This is a genomic window from Pseudomonas sp. BGA-UO-ETr-WB11 (genome assembly GCF_059567785.1).
Genome location: NZ_JCAQOS010000003.1, coordinates 183,258 through 199,407, shown reverse-complemented (window position 1 = coordinate 199,407; position 16,150 = coordinate 183,258). Strand labels below are relative to the sequence as shown.

Annotated in this window: 10 protein-coding genes; 6 read left to right on the top strand and 4 right to left on the bottom strand. The window is 60.0% G+C overall.

Annotated features, from left to right (window positions below):
* The first annotated feature begins 81 nt into the window (after positions 1-81).
* A complete protein-coding gene (locus tag AC56DI_RS02400; RefSeq protein WP_422589015.1) occupies positions 82-474 on the top strand; it encodes a YkgJ family cysteine cluster protein in 393 nt (130 codons plus the stop codon).
* 64 nt (positions 475-538) lie between these two features.
* Here AC56DI_RS02400 and cptA read toward each other — a convergent pair whose 3' ends face one another.
* From cptA to thiI, 3 genes are all read right to left on the bottom strand, one after another.
* The gene (cptA, locus tag AC56DI_RS02395; RefSeq protein WP_496344904.1) at positions 539-2,278 is read right to left on the bottom strand and encodes a phosphoethanolamine transferase CptA; all 1,740 of its coding nucleotides are present in this window, start codon (positions 2,276-2,278) and stop codon (positions 539-541) included.
* 207 nt (positions 2,279-2,485) lie between these two features.
* Complete coding sequence (typA, locus tag AC56DI_RS02390) at positions 2,486-4,306, bottom strand: translational GTPase TypA (RefSeq protein ID WP_324521164.1); 1,821 nt, start codon at positions 4,304-4,306, stop codon at positions 2,486-2,488.
* A gap of 129 nt (positions 4,307-4,435) precedes the next feature.
* A complete protein-coding gene (gene thiI / locus AC56DI_RS02385) occupies positions 4,436-5,890 on the bottom strand; it encodes a tRNA uracil 4-sulfurtransferase ThiI (protein WP_496344776.1) in 1,455 nt (484 codons plus the stop codon).
* A 325-nt stretch (positions 5,891-6,215) separates the two neighbouring features.
* On the opposite strand from thiI, the gene glnA reads away from it, so the two are divergent.
* The 5 genes from glnA to ntrC all read left to right on the top strand — a co-directional run bounded on the left by glnA (position 6,216) and on the right by ntrC (position 11,645).
* On the top strand, positions 6,216-7,625 hold the full coding sequence (gene glnA / locus AC56DI_RS02380; RefSeq protein WP_422589020.1) for a type I glutamate--ammonia ligase: 1,410 nt from the start codon (positions 6,216-6,218) through the stop codon (positions 7,623-7,625).
* 149 nt (positions 7,626-7,774) lie between these two features.
* Positions 7,775-8,323 carry a DUF4124 domain-containing protein gene (locus tag AC56DI_RS02375; protein WP_496344775.1) on the top strand — a complete coding sequence of 183 codons (549 nt, stop codon included), beginning with the start codon at positions 7,775-7,777 and terminating at the stop codon, positions 8,321-8,323.
* A 3-nt stretch (positions 8,324-8,326) separates the two neighbouring features.
* Positions 8,327-8,941: a DUF4124 domain-containing protein gene (locus tag AC56DI_RS02370; protein ID WP_496344774.1), complete on the top strand. Its 615-nt coding sequence runs from the start codon at positions 8,327-8,329 to the stop codon at positions 8,939-8,941.
* A gap of 191 nt (positions 8,942-9,132) precedes the next feature.
* The gene (glnL, locus tag AC56DI_RS02365; RefSeq protein ID WP_496344773.1) at positions 9,133-10,218 is read left to right on the top strand and encodes a nitrogen regulation protein NR(II); all 1,086 of its coding nucleotides are present in this window, start codon (positions 9,133-9,135) and stop codon (positions 10,216-10,218) included.
* On the top strand, positions 10,215-11,645 hold the full coding sequence (gene ntrC / locus AC56DI_RS02360) for a nitrogen regulation protein NR(I) (protein ID WP_496344772.1): 1,431 nt from the start codon (positions 10,215-10,217) through the stop codon (positions 11,643-11,645). Before glnL ends, ntrC begins: the two co-directional genes overlap by 4 nt.
* Positions 11,646-12,124: 479 nt before the next feature.
* On the opposite strand, the gene AC56DI_RS02355 is transcribed toward ntrC, so the two are convergent.
* The gene (locus AC56DI_RS02355; protein WP_496344771.1) at positions 12,125-16,150 is read right to left on the bottom strand and encodes a DUF6701 domain-containing protein; all 4,026 of its coding nucleotides are present in this window, start codon (positions 16,148-16,150) and stop codon (positions 12,125-12,127) included.

Genomic DNA, 16,150 nt, shown 5'->3' with positions numbered 1-16,150 from the left:
CGGGCGGAAGAGCGTTCATAAATGCGCGGACGTCGGTATCATCGCGCGCCCAACGCTTTCCACATACAGGTGCACTGAGTCATGACCAAGCTGTTGATCGTCGGCGCCGACCTGGATCGCACCGACACCTGGATCAAATACGAACGCACCATGTGCAGCAGCTGCGTGTCCTCGTGCTGCACCATGCCGGTGGAAGTGCGCTTCAACGACCTGCTGCGCCTCGGCCTGGTGCAGGAGTTCGAGCGCGAAGAGCCGCGCAAGAACATCGCCAAGCGTCTGCAGAAAGAAGGCATCGTCGAGCGCTTTCACCAGAAGTCGGAAATTTTCACCCTGGTGCGCATGGGCAATAACGACTGCCTGTACCTGGACCGCAAGACGCGCCTATGCACCGTCTACGACCTGCGCCCGGAAACCTGCCGAAATCACCCGAAAATCGGTCCACGCCCAGGCTTCTGCGCTTACAAACCCAAGTAAGCCGGCAAACAGCAGATAAAAAACGCCCCGACAGTTGCCGGGGCGTTTTTGTTTAGGCGGCGGTTTACTTCTGCGCCAGGTCAGCCGGCCTGGCCGGCGCTGGTGCCTTGGGCTTGATCAGACTGAAGTCGATCAGCGACTTGGGCTGGTAAGGGTCGCCAATCATCAGCGGCCGCTCCTTGAAGTTGGCACTGACCAAGCTCTTGCTCGGGTCCAGCTCAGCCGCTCGCAGGCCAGCCAGATCGGCCCAGGTATGGATCAAATTCGAGCTGCTATACGGACGGCTGAGTTCGGCCTGATAACTAGCAGGGCTATGACTGCGCCACTGCTCGGAGGTCCAGAGCATAAACGGGATGGTGTACATCGGCGCCGTCGGCTTGCCCTCGTTGCGGCCCAGCACGTTGCCCTTGGGCGAATCGAACACCGCTTCGCCATGATCCGCCAGGTACAGCAGGAAGCCGTTGGGTTTGCTTGCCGAAAACTGCTCGATCAGGCTGGAGACCACAAAGTCGTTGTACAGCACGGCATTGTCGTAGCTGTTGTAGGTCGGCAGCTGGTCATCGGTGACCCAGCCCGGCACGCCCTTGCGGTCGGTGAACTGGTCGTATTCCGCTGGGTAGCGGTACTTGTAGCTCATGTGCGTGCCCAGCAAGTGGATGATGACGAACTTGCGCGGCGCACTGTCAGCCAGAATCTTGCCGAAAGGTTTGAGTACGTCACCGTCGTACTGACGGGCGTTCTGGTTGAGGTTGTTGTTCAGATAGACCTGCTCATCGGCCTGCTTGGAGAAGGTGGTGAGCATGGTGTTGCGCTTGGTCATGGTCTGCTGGTTGGTGATCCAGTAGGTCTTGTAACCCGCCTGCTTCATCATGTTCATGATCGACGGCGTGGTCAGGTAGGCGTCCGGGTTCTGCTCATCGGCAAAGGTCAGCACCTGCTGCAAGGCCTCGATGGTGTAAGGCCGCGGCGTCACCACGTTGTCAAACACCGCCAGTTGCTCGCGCAATTTATCCAGCTTCGGCGTGGTCGCCCGCGGATAGCCGTACAGGCTCATGCGCTGGCGATTGGTCGACTCGCCGATCACCAGCACCAAGGTGCTGGGTTGACCGGCCTGGGCATCCTGCAACTGCTGCAGTGGCGCAACCTTGGCATTGCCATCCAGAAGCAGTTGCATGTCACCCAGCTGCTCCAGATATTTGCGATAGCCCACCACCAGCTGCCATGGCACCGCCGGTTCGACCCGCGCCTCGAACTTTTCCAGGGCAGTTGGCCAGTTACCGTGCTTGTAGACCTGCTTGCCGAGCGGGTAAGCCAGCAAAGCAACAAACAGTGCCAGGCTCAGCAGCAACGCCTGGTTGCGGCTGAATTCGAGGGGCCTCACACGCTTCCACAACAACCAGGCGCCGAGGGTGTAGAGCAGGTAAACCGGCACCATCCACCAGGCGAAATACTGGGCAAAGTACTCGCTGCTTTCGGCCATGTTCGACTCGAACATGATAAAGATCACGCTCTGCGAGAACTGCTGGCCATAAATGCAGAAGTAGCCCAGCCCCACCAGGGAGCAGGCCCACAGCAGCAGGCCGATGCTGCCGGCAATCGCTCGCGCTCGCGCCGGAAACAGCAACACCGGAATCAGCCAGAGGGCACTGAGCAGAAACGCCTGGCGAAAACTGGCAAAGCCGGTGGTGCCGGTCAGCTGGATCAACAGGTGCGTCACCCCGGAGAAATACCAGAAGAACAGGAACAGCCAGCCCAGGCCTGCCCAATCCCAACGCTGCCGCCCACTCATCACCTGCGCCTGCATACCACTCACTCTCCACCAGCTATTGTCGCGTCTGCGCCCGTGCAACCTGATTGCACCACAGGCATCAGCCGCCATTTTGTCCAGCACACTAACGCTGGTTCTGTGAAAACTATGTGAGCCGCCCTCCAGCGTGCAGCCCGAACAACGCGCAAAAAAAAGCCCCCGGCCTTGCGGCAGGGGGCTTCTTCAAGCGGGGTAACGGGTTACTTAGTTACCGCTTTTCTTGTTAGCGCGGGTGCGCTCGCTTTCGCCAAGAATTTTCTTACGCAGACGAATCGACTTCGGCGTCACTTCACAGAGCTCGTCGTCCTGGATGAACTCCAGTGCCTGCTCCAGGGTGAAACGGACTGGCGGAACCAGAGCGATGGTTTCGTCTTTGCCGGAAGCACGCATGTTGTCGAGCTTCTTGCCTTTGGTTGGGTTCACACCCAGGTCGTTGTCACGGCTGTTGAGACCGACGATTTGACCTTCGTAGATTTCCTGGCCGTGCTCAACGAACAGCTTGCCACGGGCCTGCAGGGTTTCCAGCGAGTAGGTCAGTGCCTTACCAGTAGCAACCGATACCAGTACGCCGTTCTGACGGCCAGACATGTCGCCGGACTTCATCACATCGTAACGATCGAAGATCGAAGTCAGGATGCCGCCACCGCAGGTCAGGGTCAGGAACTCGTTACGGAAACCGATCAGACCACGAGCAGGGATGTTGTACTCCAGGCGCACACGGCCTTTGCCATCCGGAACCATGTTGGTCAGGTCGCCTTTACGCACGCCCATCTGTTCCATGATCGCGCCCTGGGATTCTTCCGGCAGGTCGATGGTGACGTTTTCGAACGGTTCGTGCTTAACGCCGTCAACCATGCGGATGATCACTTCTGGACGGCCAACGCCCATTTCGAAGCCTTCGCGACGCATGGTTTCGATCAGTACCGAGAGGTGCAGCTCACCACGGCCAGAAACCTTGAACTTGTCAGCCGAGTCGCCTTCTTCAACGCGCAAAGCAACGTTGTACAGCAGCTCTTTGTCCAGACGCTCTTTGATGTTACGGCTGGTGACGAACTTGCCTTCTTTACCGCAGAACGGCGAATCGTTGACCTGGAAGGTCATGGATACGGTCGGCTCGTCGACGGTCAGCGGCTTCATCGCTTCAACATTGTTGATGTCGCACAGGGTGTCGGAGATGAACAGCTGGTCCATGCCGCTGACGCAGACGATGTCACCGGCGGTGGCTTCTTCAACGTCGATGCGGTGCAGGCCGTGGTGACCCATCAGCTTGAGGATACGACCATTACGCTTCTTGCCGTCAGCGTCGATAGCGACCACCGGGGTATTCGGCTTGACGCGACCACGGGCGATACGGCCAACACCGATAATGCCGAGGAAGCTGTTGTAGTCCAGTGCCGAGATTTGCATCTGGAACGGACCATCGATATCAACCTGCGGGGACGGCACGTTGTCGACGATGGACTGGTACAGCGGGGTCATGTCTTCAGCCATGTCGGTGTGATCCAGACCGGCAATACCGTTCAGGGCCGAGGCGTAGACAACTTTGAAGTCCAGCTGTTCTTCGGTGGCACCGAGGTTGTCGAACAGGTCGAAAATCTGGTCCAGAACCCAGTCCGGACGCGCGCCTGGACGGTCAACCTTGTTGATGACCACGATTGGCTTCAGGCCGGCTTCGAAGGCCTTTTTGGTCACGAAGCGGGTTTGCGGCATCGGGCCGTCTTGGGCGTCGACCAGCAGCAGCACCGAGTCAACCATCGACATTACGCGCTCAACTTCACCGCCGAAGTCGGCGTGGCCGGGGGTGTCGACGATGTTGATGTGGTAGCCGTTCCAGTTGATCGCGGTGTTCTTGGCAAGAATGGTAATGCCGCGCTCTTTTTCCTGGTCATTGCTGTCCATTACGCGCTCGTCGTTGAGCTCGTTACGCTCAAGGGTGCCGGACTGGCGCAGGAGTTTGTCTACCAGGGTGGTCTTACCATGGTCAACGTGAGCAATGATGGCGATGTTGCGTAGATTTTCGATCACTTTTGTATCTCGATCAGAGGATTCGGGGTGCCGCTAAGTCTAGGCGGCGAGTATGCAAAACGAGTGACTCAACCGGCCCGTCGGTCGGGAGGGCGATGGCGGATACTGCCGCCATTGAGCCCTGGAGTCTTATGCCGGACGATAAACGCGCACATTGGCATGTCCCTCGCTCAGCAGGTGATGGGCATGCAGACGACTCATCACGCCCTTGTCGCAATACAGCAGGTACTGGCGCGTAGCATCCAGCTCCTTGAAACGGTTATTCAGCGCATAAAACGGCAGTGCCTGAATGTCGATACCGGGCAACTCCAGTGGCGCATCTTCCTGCGCATCCGGGTGGCGGATATCCAGCACGATCTGCCCGGCGAGGGCCTCACGCACTTCTTCCACCTGCAGGTCTTCGCCCAGCTCATCAATCACCCGATCGATGGCCACTTGCCGAGTACGCTCCATGGCGCGCTCGAACACCGCCATGTCGAACTGGGCTTCTTCGTATTCAACCCGGTTGCGCTTGGCACGGGTGGTCGGGTTTACCGAGATCACGCCGCAGTACTCAGGCATGTTCTTGGCGAACTCGGCGGTGCCGATCTGTTCGGCGGTGTCGATGATGTCTTGCTTGTGGCTGGCGATCAGCGGACGCAGCACCAGCATGTCGGTCGCCGCGTCGATGACCGAGAGGTTCGGCAGGGTCTGGCTGGACACCTGGGAGATCGCTTCGCCGGTGACCAAAGCATCAATCTGCAAACGCTCGGCGATTTGCGTCGCGGCGCGCAGCATCATGCGTTTGAGCACCACGCCCATGTGGCTGTTGTCGACCTTGCCGAGAATTTCGCCGACCACTTCCTCGAACGGCACGCTGATAAACAATACGCGGTGAGAGCTGCCGTATTTGTTCCACAGGTAATGCGCCACTTCCATCACGCCCAACTCGTGGGCACGGCCGCCGAGATTGAAGAAGCAGAAGTGGGTCAGCAGGCCACGGCGCATCATCTGAAAAGCCGCCACGGTGGAGTCGAAACCACCGGACATCAGCACCAGGCTCTGTTCCAGCGCACCCAGCGGGTAACCGCCAACGCCGTTGTGCTGGTGGTGAATGACAAACAGGCGCTGGTCGCGGATTTCCATGCGAACCAGCAGCTCGGGGTCTTTCAGCGAAATACCGGCGGCGCCGCACTGCTGACGCAGCTGGCTGCCGACGTAGCGCTCGACGTCCATCGAGCTGAAGCTGTGCTTGCCACCACGCTTGCAGCGCACGGCAAAGACCTTACCCGGCAGCAGGTCGGCGTAGTGGGTTTTGCACTTCGCGGTGATGTCGTCTAGATCACCAAGGGGGTACTCGTTAACTTCCAGGAAGTGCACGATGCCCGGTGTGCAGCACAGCCGCTCGGTCATCTCGCGCAGCACTTTCGTATCCGTCAGCTGCGTCTCAACTTCGAGATTGTCCCAGACACCACTGACCTTCAGGGCCGGATCGAGATCACGCAGCACCGAACGGATGTTCTTCCCCAACTGCCGGATAAAGTGCTTACGCACTGGCCGGCTTTTGATGGTGATTTCTGGAAAAACTTTAACGATAAGTTTCATGAAAGCTGCGCGTGACAAAGCGGCCAAAAAGAGGGGCGCGGATTATAGCGGAAATTGTTCAAGCTTTGACCAACTATCTGCAGCAATCCGCATTACGCACCAGAACAATGCACAACCAAACAATCAAGCACCATTAAAGTGCGCGACACACCCAAAAACCCGCATCGCCGCCGCAAAGGGCCTGATATTTCGCTGCCCGGCCCAAAAAAGAGCACTGGCATACATTTTGCTGCCTTGCGAGACAGGTTGTCATGACCGAGTATTCTGGCCGGCAACATATACATAGCAGGGGCAACGAACTGCCCTTATCCACCTGGAGAACAGCATGTCCAAGGCAATTCAACTGATCAAAGAACACGACGTGAAGTGGGTAGACCTGCGCTTCACCGACATTCGCGGCAAGCAGCACCACATCAGCATGCCGGCACGCGACGCTCTGGACGAAGACTTCTTTGAAGTCGGCAAGATGTTCGATGGTTCCTCCATCGAAGGTTGGAAAGGCATCGAAGCCTCCGACATGATTCTGCTGCCAGACGACTCTACCGCCGTACTGGACCCGTTCACCGAAGAGCCGACCCTGATCCTGGTCTGCGACGTGATCGAGCCGTCCACTATGCAGGGCTACGAGCGCGACCCACGCGCCATCGCCAAGCGTGCCGAAGAGTTCCTGAAAACCACCGGCATCGGTGACACCGTATTCGTTGGCCCGGAGCCAGAATTCTTCATCTTTGACTCCGTGAAATACAAGTCGGACATGTCCGGCTCGATGTTCAAAATCTTCTCCGAACAAGCCTCGTGGAACAGCGACGCTGACAACGACGGTCGCCAGGGCAACAACGGCCACCGCATCGGCGTGAAAGGTGGCTACCTGCCGACTCCGCCAGCTGACTCGGACCACGAAATCCGTACCGCCATGTGCAACGCTCTGGAAGAAATGGGCCAGATCGTTGAAGTGCACCACCACGAAGTGGCTGCCGGCCAGAACGAAATCGGGGTTAAGTTCAACACCCTGGTTGCCAAAGCTGACGAAGTGCAGACCCTCAAGTACTGCGTGCACAACGTTGCCGAAGCTTACGGCCGCACCGCGACCTTCATGCCGAAGCCGCTGTATGGCGACAACGGCTCGGGCATGCACGTACACATGTCCATCGCTAAAGATGGCAAGAACACCTTCGCGGGCGAAGGCTATGCCGGCCTGTCCGACACCGCCCTGTACTTCGTTGGCGGCATCATCAAGCACGGTAAGGCACTGAACGCCCTGACCAACCCGGCTACCAACTCCTACAAGCGTCTGGTACCTGGCTTCGAAGCACCGGTCATGCTGGCCTACTCGGCCCGTAACCGTTCCGCCTCGATCCGTATTCCTTACGTCGCCAGCCCACGCGGCCGTCGTATCGAAGCACGCTTCCCGGATCCAGCTGCCAACCCGTACCTGGCTTTCGCTGCCCTGCTGATGGCTGGTATCGACGGTATCCAGAACAAGATCCACCCTGGCGATGCTGCCGACAAGAACCTCTACGACTTGCCGCCAGAAGAGTCCAAGCTGATCCCGCAAGTGTGCGGCAGCCTGAAAGAAGCCCTGGAATCCCTGGAAGCCGACCACGACTTCCTGCTGAAAGGTGATGTATTCACCAAGGACTTCCTGGAATCCTTCACCGAGCTGAAATCGGAAGAAGAAGTCAAGGTTCGCACCTTCGTACACCCACTGGAATACGACCTGTACTACAGCGTCTAAACCAGTCTTAGCCGCCTCGGCAGCTAATGAAAGGCCTCCCTCGGGAGGCCTTTTTTGTTAGTGCAGAGCACAGCTCCACGTCGCATAACTTGCCAGCTGCCGCCAGCAGTGCAAGGCTTAGCCATCCAACCCGCTGCGGGAGACGCTTGATGCGCACCCTTCTGACCTGCCTGCTGCTCGCCCTGAGCCTGCCAGCAACCGCCCAGATCTACAGTTACACCGATGCCAACGGCAACACGGTGTACACCAATCAACCGCCTGAAGGCATTGATACCAAGACCATCGACCTGCCGCCGACCAACAGCGTCGCCGCCCAGCCCATCAGCGCACCGAGCACGACAACAGACAGCACCGTCGCCGGCAACGCCTACCGCGTCCTGCAACTGACAGACATTCCCGATGACGAAGCCATGCGCGCCAACAACGGCACCTTCAGCGTCGGCGTTATCTTGCAGCCCGCCCTCGCCGCCGGCCATCAACTGCAATTGCTGCTCGACGGCCAACCCAGCGGCCCGCCCAGCAGCCGCCCACCGCTGCAACTGACCAACGTACCGCGCGGCACCCATCAGTTGGCCGTACAGGTACTCAGTGCAGGCCGGGTGCTGCAGCAAAGCGCGGTGATTACCTTCACCGTGCAACGGGTGAACACTCAGAGCCCAGCGCTACGACCTAAACCCACACCCAAGCCAGCTGGTTAATCCATGCGCGCATTACTGCTTAGCCTGCTGATGCTTGCCAGCCCGGCCTTTGCCCAGGTGTATACCTATGTCGACGCCGAGGGGAACCGGGTCTTTACCGACCAGCCCAAGGCCGGCAACGCACGACATGTACCGCTGGCGCCCACCAACGGCATGGCGCAGATCACGCCGAACGTGGCCGCCCCCAGCGCTCCCGCCGTAGCGGCGCCACCCAGCTATCAAATGTTGCGCATTCTGGTGCCCGAGCCAGACGCCGTACTCAATGATGGCACCGGCGATATCATCGTCAGCGCCACCAGCGAACCCGCCCTGCTGGCCGCCCACAACTACCGTCTGATCCTCGACGGCCAACCTGCGAGCGAGCCCGGCCGCAGTCCGGTATTTCCCCTGCAAGGGCTCAGTCGCGGCACCCATCAACTGGCAGTGGAGATTCTCGACAGCGAAGGCCGCACACTGGAACGCACCCCCAGCCAGCCCCTGCATGTGCGCCTGATTTCGCTGGACCAGAAGCGCAAAGCCAGACCGTGCAAAAAGGCTGATTACGGCGTGCGTCCCGAATGCCCGATCAAGGACAAACCCATCGAACCTCGCGACATTCCCTTCGTTCCTTTTATCTAGCCCACCTCAATGCGCACTCTATTGGTGCGCACAATTCTGGTGCTGCCTGCTAAAGTCCCCATTTTGGTTCGCCTAACCACCTGCGGCTGCGCCGGATTCGGCCGTTCGCCCTGAATACACGCATTTATCGCGTCGTTTCGGGGCTTTGGTTTGCTTCTTGCATTTTCAGCCCTAGACCTGGGATGCCCAAAATGACCATCGACGACGCACTGCACCGGCTACTGCTGGACAACCTCACCACCGCGACCATTCTGCTCAATGCCAACCTGCGCCTTGAGTACATGAATCCGGCGGCGGAAATGCTCCTGGCTGTCAGCGGCCAACGCAGCCACGGTCAATTCATCAGCGAGTTGTTCAGCGAGTCACCGGAAGCCCTCAGCGCTTTGCGCCACGCGGTCGAGCATGCCCATCCGTTCACCAAGCGCGAAGCCCTGCTCACCGCACTGACGGGCCAGACCCTGACCGTCGACTATGCCGTCACGCCAATCCTCAATCGCAGCACTACGCTGCTGCTGCTGGAAGTGCACCCACGTGATCGCCTACTGCGTATCACCAAGGAAGAGGCCCAGCTGTCCAAGCAGGAAACCACCAAGATGCTGGTGCGCGGCCTGGCCCACGAGATCAAGAACCCCCTTGGTGGCATTCGGGGTGCGGCGCAACTGCTGGCCCGCGAGCTGCCCAGCGAAGACCTCAAGGACTACACCAACGTCATCATCGAAGAGGCCGACCGGTTAAGAAATCTAGTGGACCGTATGCTCGGCTCGAACAAGCTGCCGTCCCTGGCCATGACCAATATTCACGAAGTGCTGGAGCGCGTCAGCAGCCTGGTCGCCGCCGAAACCCAGGGCGGCATCACCCTCGTGCGCGACTACGACCCAAGCATCCCGGACGTCTTGATCGACCGTGAGCAGATGATCCAGGCCGTGCTCAATATCGTGCGCAACGCCATGCAAGCCCTCAGCGCGCAAAATGAACTGCGCCTGGGCCGCATCACCCTGCGCACCCGCACCCTGCGCCAATTCACCATCGGCCATGTGCGCCATCGCCTGGTGGCCAAGGTGGAAATCATCGACAACGGGCCGGGCATCCCCACCGAGCTGCAGGACACCATCTTTTATCCCATGGTCAGTGGCCGCGCCGATGGCACCGGCCTCGGCCTGGCCATTACCCAGAACATCATCAGTCAGCACCAGGGCCTGATCGAGTGCGAAAGCCATCCTGGCCACACCGTATTTTCGATCTTCCTGCCGCTGGAACAAGGAGCCGCTTCGTCATGAGTCGCACTGAAACCGTCTGGATCGTCGACGACGACCGCTCCATCCGCTGGGTACTGGAAAAGGCCCTGCAACAGGAAGGCCTGACCACTGTCAGCTTTGAAAACGCCGACAGCGTGATGCAGCGCCTGGGCCGCCAGCAGCCGGATGTGATCATCTCCGACATCCGCATGCCCGGCTCCAGCGGCCTCGACCTGCTGGCCAAGCTGCGCGAGCAATACCCGCGCCTGCCGGTGATCATCATGACCGCCCATTCGGACCTCGACAGCGCCGTGGCCTCCTATCAGGGCGGCGCCTTCGAGTACTTGCCCAAGCCGTTCGACGTCGACGAGGCCGTGTCGCTGGTCAAGCGCGCCCTGCAGCATGCGCAAGAACAGCAAAGCCTGGCGGCCCCGGCCGAAGTCGCACGCACCCCAGAAATCATCGGTGAAGCGCCGGCCATGCAGGAGGTGTTCCGCGCCATCGGCCGCCTCAGCCACTCCAACATCACCGTACTGATCAACGGCGAGTCGGGCACCGGCAAAGAGCTGGTCGCCCACGCCCTGCACCGCCACAGCCCACGCGCCAGCTCGCCGTTTATTGCCCTGAACATGGCGGCGATCCCCAAAGACCTGATGGAATCCGAGCTGTTCGGCCACGAAAAAGGCGCCTTTACCGGTGCGGCCAACCAGCGCCGTGGGCGCTTCGAACAAGCCGACGGCGGCAGCCTGTTTCTCGATGAGATCGGTGACATGCCCGCTGATACTCAGACGCGCCTGCTGCGCGTGCTGGCCGATGGCGAGTTCTACCGGGTCGGCGGCCACACGCCGGTCAAGGTCGACGTGCGCATCATCGCCGCTACCCACCAGAACCTGGAAAGCCTGGTGCAGGCCGGCAAGTTCCGTGAAGACCTGTTCCACCGCCTCAACGTCATCCGCATTCATATCCCGCGCCTGGCCGACCGCCGCGAGGACATCCCTACCCTGGCCCGTCACTTCCTCGCTCGCGCCGCGCAAGAGCTGTCGGTCGAACCCAAGCTGCTGAAGACGGAAACCGAGGAATACCTGAAGAACCTGCCATGGCCTGGCAACGTGCGGCAGATGGAGAACACCTGTCGCTGGATCACGGTCATGGCCTCCGGCCGCGAAGTGCATATCGACGACCTGCCCCCCGAGCTGCTGACCCAGCCGCAGGAGCTGTCGCCGGTGAGCAACTGGGAACAGGCCCTGCGCCACTGGGCCGACCAATCCCTGGCCCGCGGCCAGACCAGCCTGCTGGACAGTGCCGTGCCAACCTTCGAGCGGATCATGATCGAAACCGCCCTCAAGCACACCGCCGGCCGCCGCCGCGACGCGGCACTGCTGCTGGGCTGGGGCCGCAACACCCTGACCCGTAAGATCAAAGAACTGGGGATGAAAATCGACGGCGACGAAGACGAAGGCGACGAATAAGCCACGTAATCACCGCCACCTTGAATACGGGCCCAATCGGGCCCGTTTTTTATGGCCGCAACACAATGCGGTCCGCCTGGCAGCGCCTCGCGGCTGAAGCCCTAGACCCAATGCATTTAGCCCCCTCCGCTGCTTACGGGAAGGCATAAACGCGCCTTTACTCAACCCACCCGTAGGAGCGGCTTCAGCCGCGAACCCCAGAACACAAAAATGCGCCAGAGCAATGCACCCGCATCAACCCGGTGCACATACACCGCCCAGCAGGCCCCCAACCCTCCCACCACAGGCACCCCAAAGAACCGCTAAAACCCAGCATTCACGCGGCCTGCAGCCAGCGTAATAAAACTGGCATACAGTCTGCATAGACTCTAGCAATCCCGGTTTTGGGGACCTTGGTACAGGCAGGCCGGGGATTCCCCTCTTTTACACCGCCAACAAAAAGGCCACCTACTCAGGTGGCCTTTTTGCTTTCTAGCGATCTAGCGGTAGAGCTCACGACGGAAGATCAGCGGTGCGGCGCCTTTGTAGATACCGAAGGTGGCCAGGCCAGTGGGCTTATCCAGAACACCATCGCCATTCCAGTCATATTGCAGCCAAGCGGGTGCGCCGTCGTAGGTCAGCAACACGCTGCCACTGCTCCTCTGGCCTGGCGCGCGCAGCAGATAGCCCCCCGCGCCCGCCGCCACCTGGTAGGCACCAGATGCCAGCACTGGCGTGCCCGTACCTGTGTCCGTTCGTTGATACGCGCCCAGGCTGGCTGGCGTGAACACCGTGCAATTATCCAGTGGGTTCGGTGCATAGCCGCTGCCGTTGAAATAACTCGCAGTAAACGGCAAGGACAAATCCTGCAACTCCGACCCATGGGCATTATTGATACGTGCCTGCCCCAGGCGGAAGTCCGGAAGCGTGCCAGGAATCGGGTTACCGACATCCACAATACTGCCCGTCACCCCGTCACTGTCTGTCGCCCGAGTCAGGATCGCCAGTGGATAAGGCTCTCGCGGTGCGCCGAAGAGGAAGCTAGGCGAGCTGGCGCTGTAATCCAGATTGCCAACGCCAGCGGCGCCAGGCTCTGTCAGCCCACTGCCCGCCACGCTGATGACACCCACGTTGCCAGAGTCGGTGTAACTGATCCCACCGGCGCTTAACTTGACGAAGCTACCTGTGTAATTGCGGGTCAGCGCGCCGCCACGGTTGCGAGCAGACAATGCCCCCATGAAGGCAAACGTCTGGCCCGCTTTGACGCCCTGAGAAGGCGGCCCGGCCTGCGCTGATAGCCCCCCATAGGTCGAACCGTTGCAGGCAGGGGTCAGCAACGGATCTGCAAGAAGAAAACTGGCCGGATAGAAACGGCCAATATTGGCGCTAACACTGACAATATCGACATCACCATCACCATCGCTGTCACCCACACCCGGGCCACTGAGGTAGCTGCCCGGCGGCGTAGCGGTGACGGTGAAAACACCCACCTCGGAAATGCTCTGGGTGGTGAGAATCTTTTCGCCGGTATCGGCAGCGGCAATGTCGAGGCCGGTCACCCCTAAATTGCCTGTACTGCCTCCGCTCGGCGCCACTAATGCATGACTAAGGGCGATGGCTGTCGCCGGGGCAACCCCAACCTGCCGGTAATTGGGTGTATTCAGATTACCGCTGCACAGGTCAGCGGCGGCATCAGCCTGCCAGGCAACGCCACCGACGCGCAGGCGAAAAGGATCGCCCGCCACTACAAACTTCGAGCAACTGGCATCGCCTGTCGTGCAATCACTGTTGGCCGTGTCGCTGTAGACACAGAGCCCGGCCGGGCGAGCGATGAAGGCGTCGGAACCGGTCATCACCAAGTCGGTCTCATCCCCACTGGTTGGCGCATAACGAGCATTGAGAGTCATCTGTCCTGCATCCGGGTAGCGCACCTTGAAGCTGGCCCTCGCCTGCGGTCCGAACGTCAGGTTGATATCCGTTCCGGGCGAAGCTGCGGCGATATTACTGCCCTCGACGGCAACGCTGCGCGTACCGCTGTTTGGATTGTTGTAGGTGGACCAGAACTTGACCGTACGCGTCCCGGACTCAAAAGCCGGCACGCACAGCTGGCTCGTATCGCTGGTACGCACGGCCTGCAAACTAACGGTGCGCTCGGTATTGGCCACCATATTAGGCACATCGAAAATAAAGCCGCTGTCATAGAAGCTCAGCGGGCAAGTGCTCAGCGCGCCGCCATTGGCACACTGGTGCGCGGAACCGTAGGGCTTGAGCGTCGCACTGACACCGGCGACGCCGAAGACGACATCGCCTGCCGTCGTACGCCGGTACTGACCAGTGCCCACACCTCCCGTCAACGCCAGGTTATTACCACCCACCCACCCGGCGCTCGGGCTCAGCGTGACAGTGACCGGGTCGGGATAGGTGCTGCTGCAAGTGGCATCCATGCAAGCCTTCACCGTCACTGTCTCCGGCTGACAGGTCAACGCACTGCCATCATGTTCGATGCGGACATGATCAATTTGCAGCCCCACCGGATTCATCTGCGTGGCACATATCTTGAAATCGTCCAGCTCATGTATGTTGTTCGAGCCGCCCGTCGAACCGGTTAGGGACATGAAAAAGTTGCTCGGCAACCCCGTCTGACCGCTTTGGGCCAGGGCATCGAAGGACGGCACCAGCGTGGCAAACCCCGCGCCGGTATTACGCTCAACGGTGACCATGGTCTTACCGCTCACGGTGCTGTCGAGGGTAATGCGATAGGTGTGACCTGGACCGGCCGTAGAGCCAGAGACATCAATGCCCGGATTCAGGTTTGCCGCCGTACCGGCCAGGTAACGGTAGCCCGAGGTGCCGCTGCCCGAGCCACGGATCGACACCGAGTCAGCACGCTGCCCAGGGCCGCCATTACGGGTCTCGGTAGGGTTGGAAAAGTTGCCGAACTCGTCCAGCGCCACCCCCAGCCAGCCCCCGGCGAAACCACTGGCACCATTGAGCTGCGCATAACCCAACGAGCCACCGTAACCACCCGGCTGCGGCGTGATCGATGCGTCAGAAAAGATCACGGCAACCCCGTCTGCGCCATCACCGTTGTAGGCGTAGTACTTGAACTGCACCTGCACATAGTTACCGGTGGCCGGCAGCAAGCGCTGGAAGGTCGATGCAGTGGCCACGTTACCGCTGTTGTCAGTCAGTCGCAGTCGATTACCCACAATCCGCGGATCGCCAAATGAGCCATTGCGGTTGGTCACCGTCCAATCGCTGCTGCCCAGGCTGCTGCGATTGAAGTTGTCGGTTACGCAGGTAGGTCCAACCACGGCCTGACACAAATCGGCCGGCGAAGTCAGGCTGGGCGTGCAGGTACCCACGACCTTGCTGGTACCGGTGCCCGTAATGGTGCTCCAGGATGCCGCCGTGACATTACCGGTGACGCTGGTATTGGCCAGGCTGATGACATTGGTGGAGGTCAGATTACCCGTGATGCTACTGCCGCTGATAAGCAGATTATTGCTGGTGGTGGACACGTTTCCGGTGAGCGTCACGCCCGTCAGGCTGACTTGGCAGCAGCCATCAGTGATGTTGCCGATGATGGTGCCTGCGCTTAACGAGATGGCACCGTTCGACGCCACGACATCGCCGGAAATATTGGTGTTGTTCGAGGTAACCCCGTTGGGACCGGTGATTTTGCCACCGACACTGCCGCCACTAAGACTGACCAAACCGTAGCTACTGGTGATCGCACCACCGATGGTTGTGCCATTGGTAGTGGTGACATCACCGGCAACGTTCAAAAAGCCGGCGACGCTACCGCCACTGAGCGTGGCCGTACTGCTGCCGGTCACGTTGCTGGAAAATGTTGTTCCGCTCGCGCCTAGCGCACCGCTCACCTGTGCGGCACCAACAACGGTGCCACCGGCTAACTGGGCCGTACTGGAAACGGTGAGTGCGCTGTTGAATCGCGTGGCACTGGCCACCAGCGTGTTGTTGATCTGCGCGGTGCCGCCGACCGTGGCATTGGTCAGATTGCTGGCCCCGTTGCTGGTCAGGGTGCCATTCACCGTTGTGCCGTTCAGGGTGATCGAGCCACTGCTGGATTCCAGCGCCCCGGTAATAGTCCCGGTGGCAAGTGCGACGCTGTCGCTGCCGCCGCGCACCGAACCATAAATGTTATTGGTGCCTGTGCCGGTGAGGGTGCTGTAATCGGTACGCAAAGAAATGTTCTTACCGCTAGTACCGATGGTATTGCCAGCCAGGGTAAAACCGCCGTTGGCAACCAGGGTGATACTCCCCAATGGCTCAAAGATCGCTGTTGATACGATGACCGTATCGCCTGCAGCGAGCACCATCCGACCCGAGCAGGTGTAGGTACTCGCGCCATTGTAAGACCAGCTGCCGCCCTGACAGGGCGGAGGGTTGTAGACGGAAAACCAGCCTTCGCCAAAGCTGTAAGTCGCAGCCAGGGCAAGCTGTGGCAATAGCAGGCCGAAACACAGGATGAACAGCCGGGGGAGGCGCCACGTTTTGCGCAT

Excerpts from the sequence above, each read along its gene's own strand:
- AC56DI_RS02400 (WP_422589015.1), top strand. The coding sequence starts at position 82 with ATGACCAAGCTGTTGATCGTCGGCGCCGACCTGGATCGCACCGACACC.
- cptA (WP_496344904.1), bottom strand. The coding sequence starts at position 2,278 with ATGCAGGCGCAGGTGATGAGTGGGCGGCAGCGTTGGGATTGGGCAGGC.
- thiI (WP_496344776.1), bottom strand. The coding sequence starts at position 5,890 with ATGAAACTTATCGTTAAAGTTTTTCCAGAAATCACCATCAAAAGCCGG.
- glnA (WP_422589020.1), top strand. The coding sequence starts at position 6,216 with ATGTCCAAGGCAATTCAACTGATCAAAGAACACGACGTGAAGTGGGTA.
- AC56DI_RS02375 (WP_496344775.1), top strand. The coding sequence starts at position 7,775 with ATGCGCACCCTTCTGACCTGCCTGCTGCTCGCCCTGAGCCTGCCAGCA.
- AC56DI_RS02370 (WP_496344774.1), top strand. The coding sequence starts at position 8,327 with ATGCGCGCATTACTGCTTAGCCTGCTGATGCTTGCCAGCCCGGCCTTT.
- glnL (WP_496344773.1), top strand. The coding sequence starts at position 9,133 with ATGACCATCGACGACGCACTGCACCGGCTACTGCTGGACAACCTCACC.
- ntrC (WP_496344772.1), top strand. The coding sequence starts at position 10,215 with ATGAGTCGCACTGAAACCGTCTGGATCGTCGACGACGACCGCTCCATC.
- AC56DI_RS02355 (WP_496344771.1), bottom strand. The coding sequence starts at position 16,150 with ATGCGCAAAACGTGGCGCCTCCCCCGGCTGTTCATCCTGTGTTTCGGC.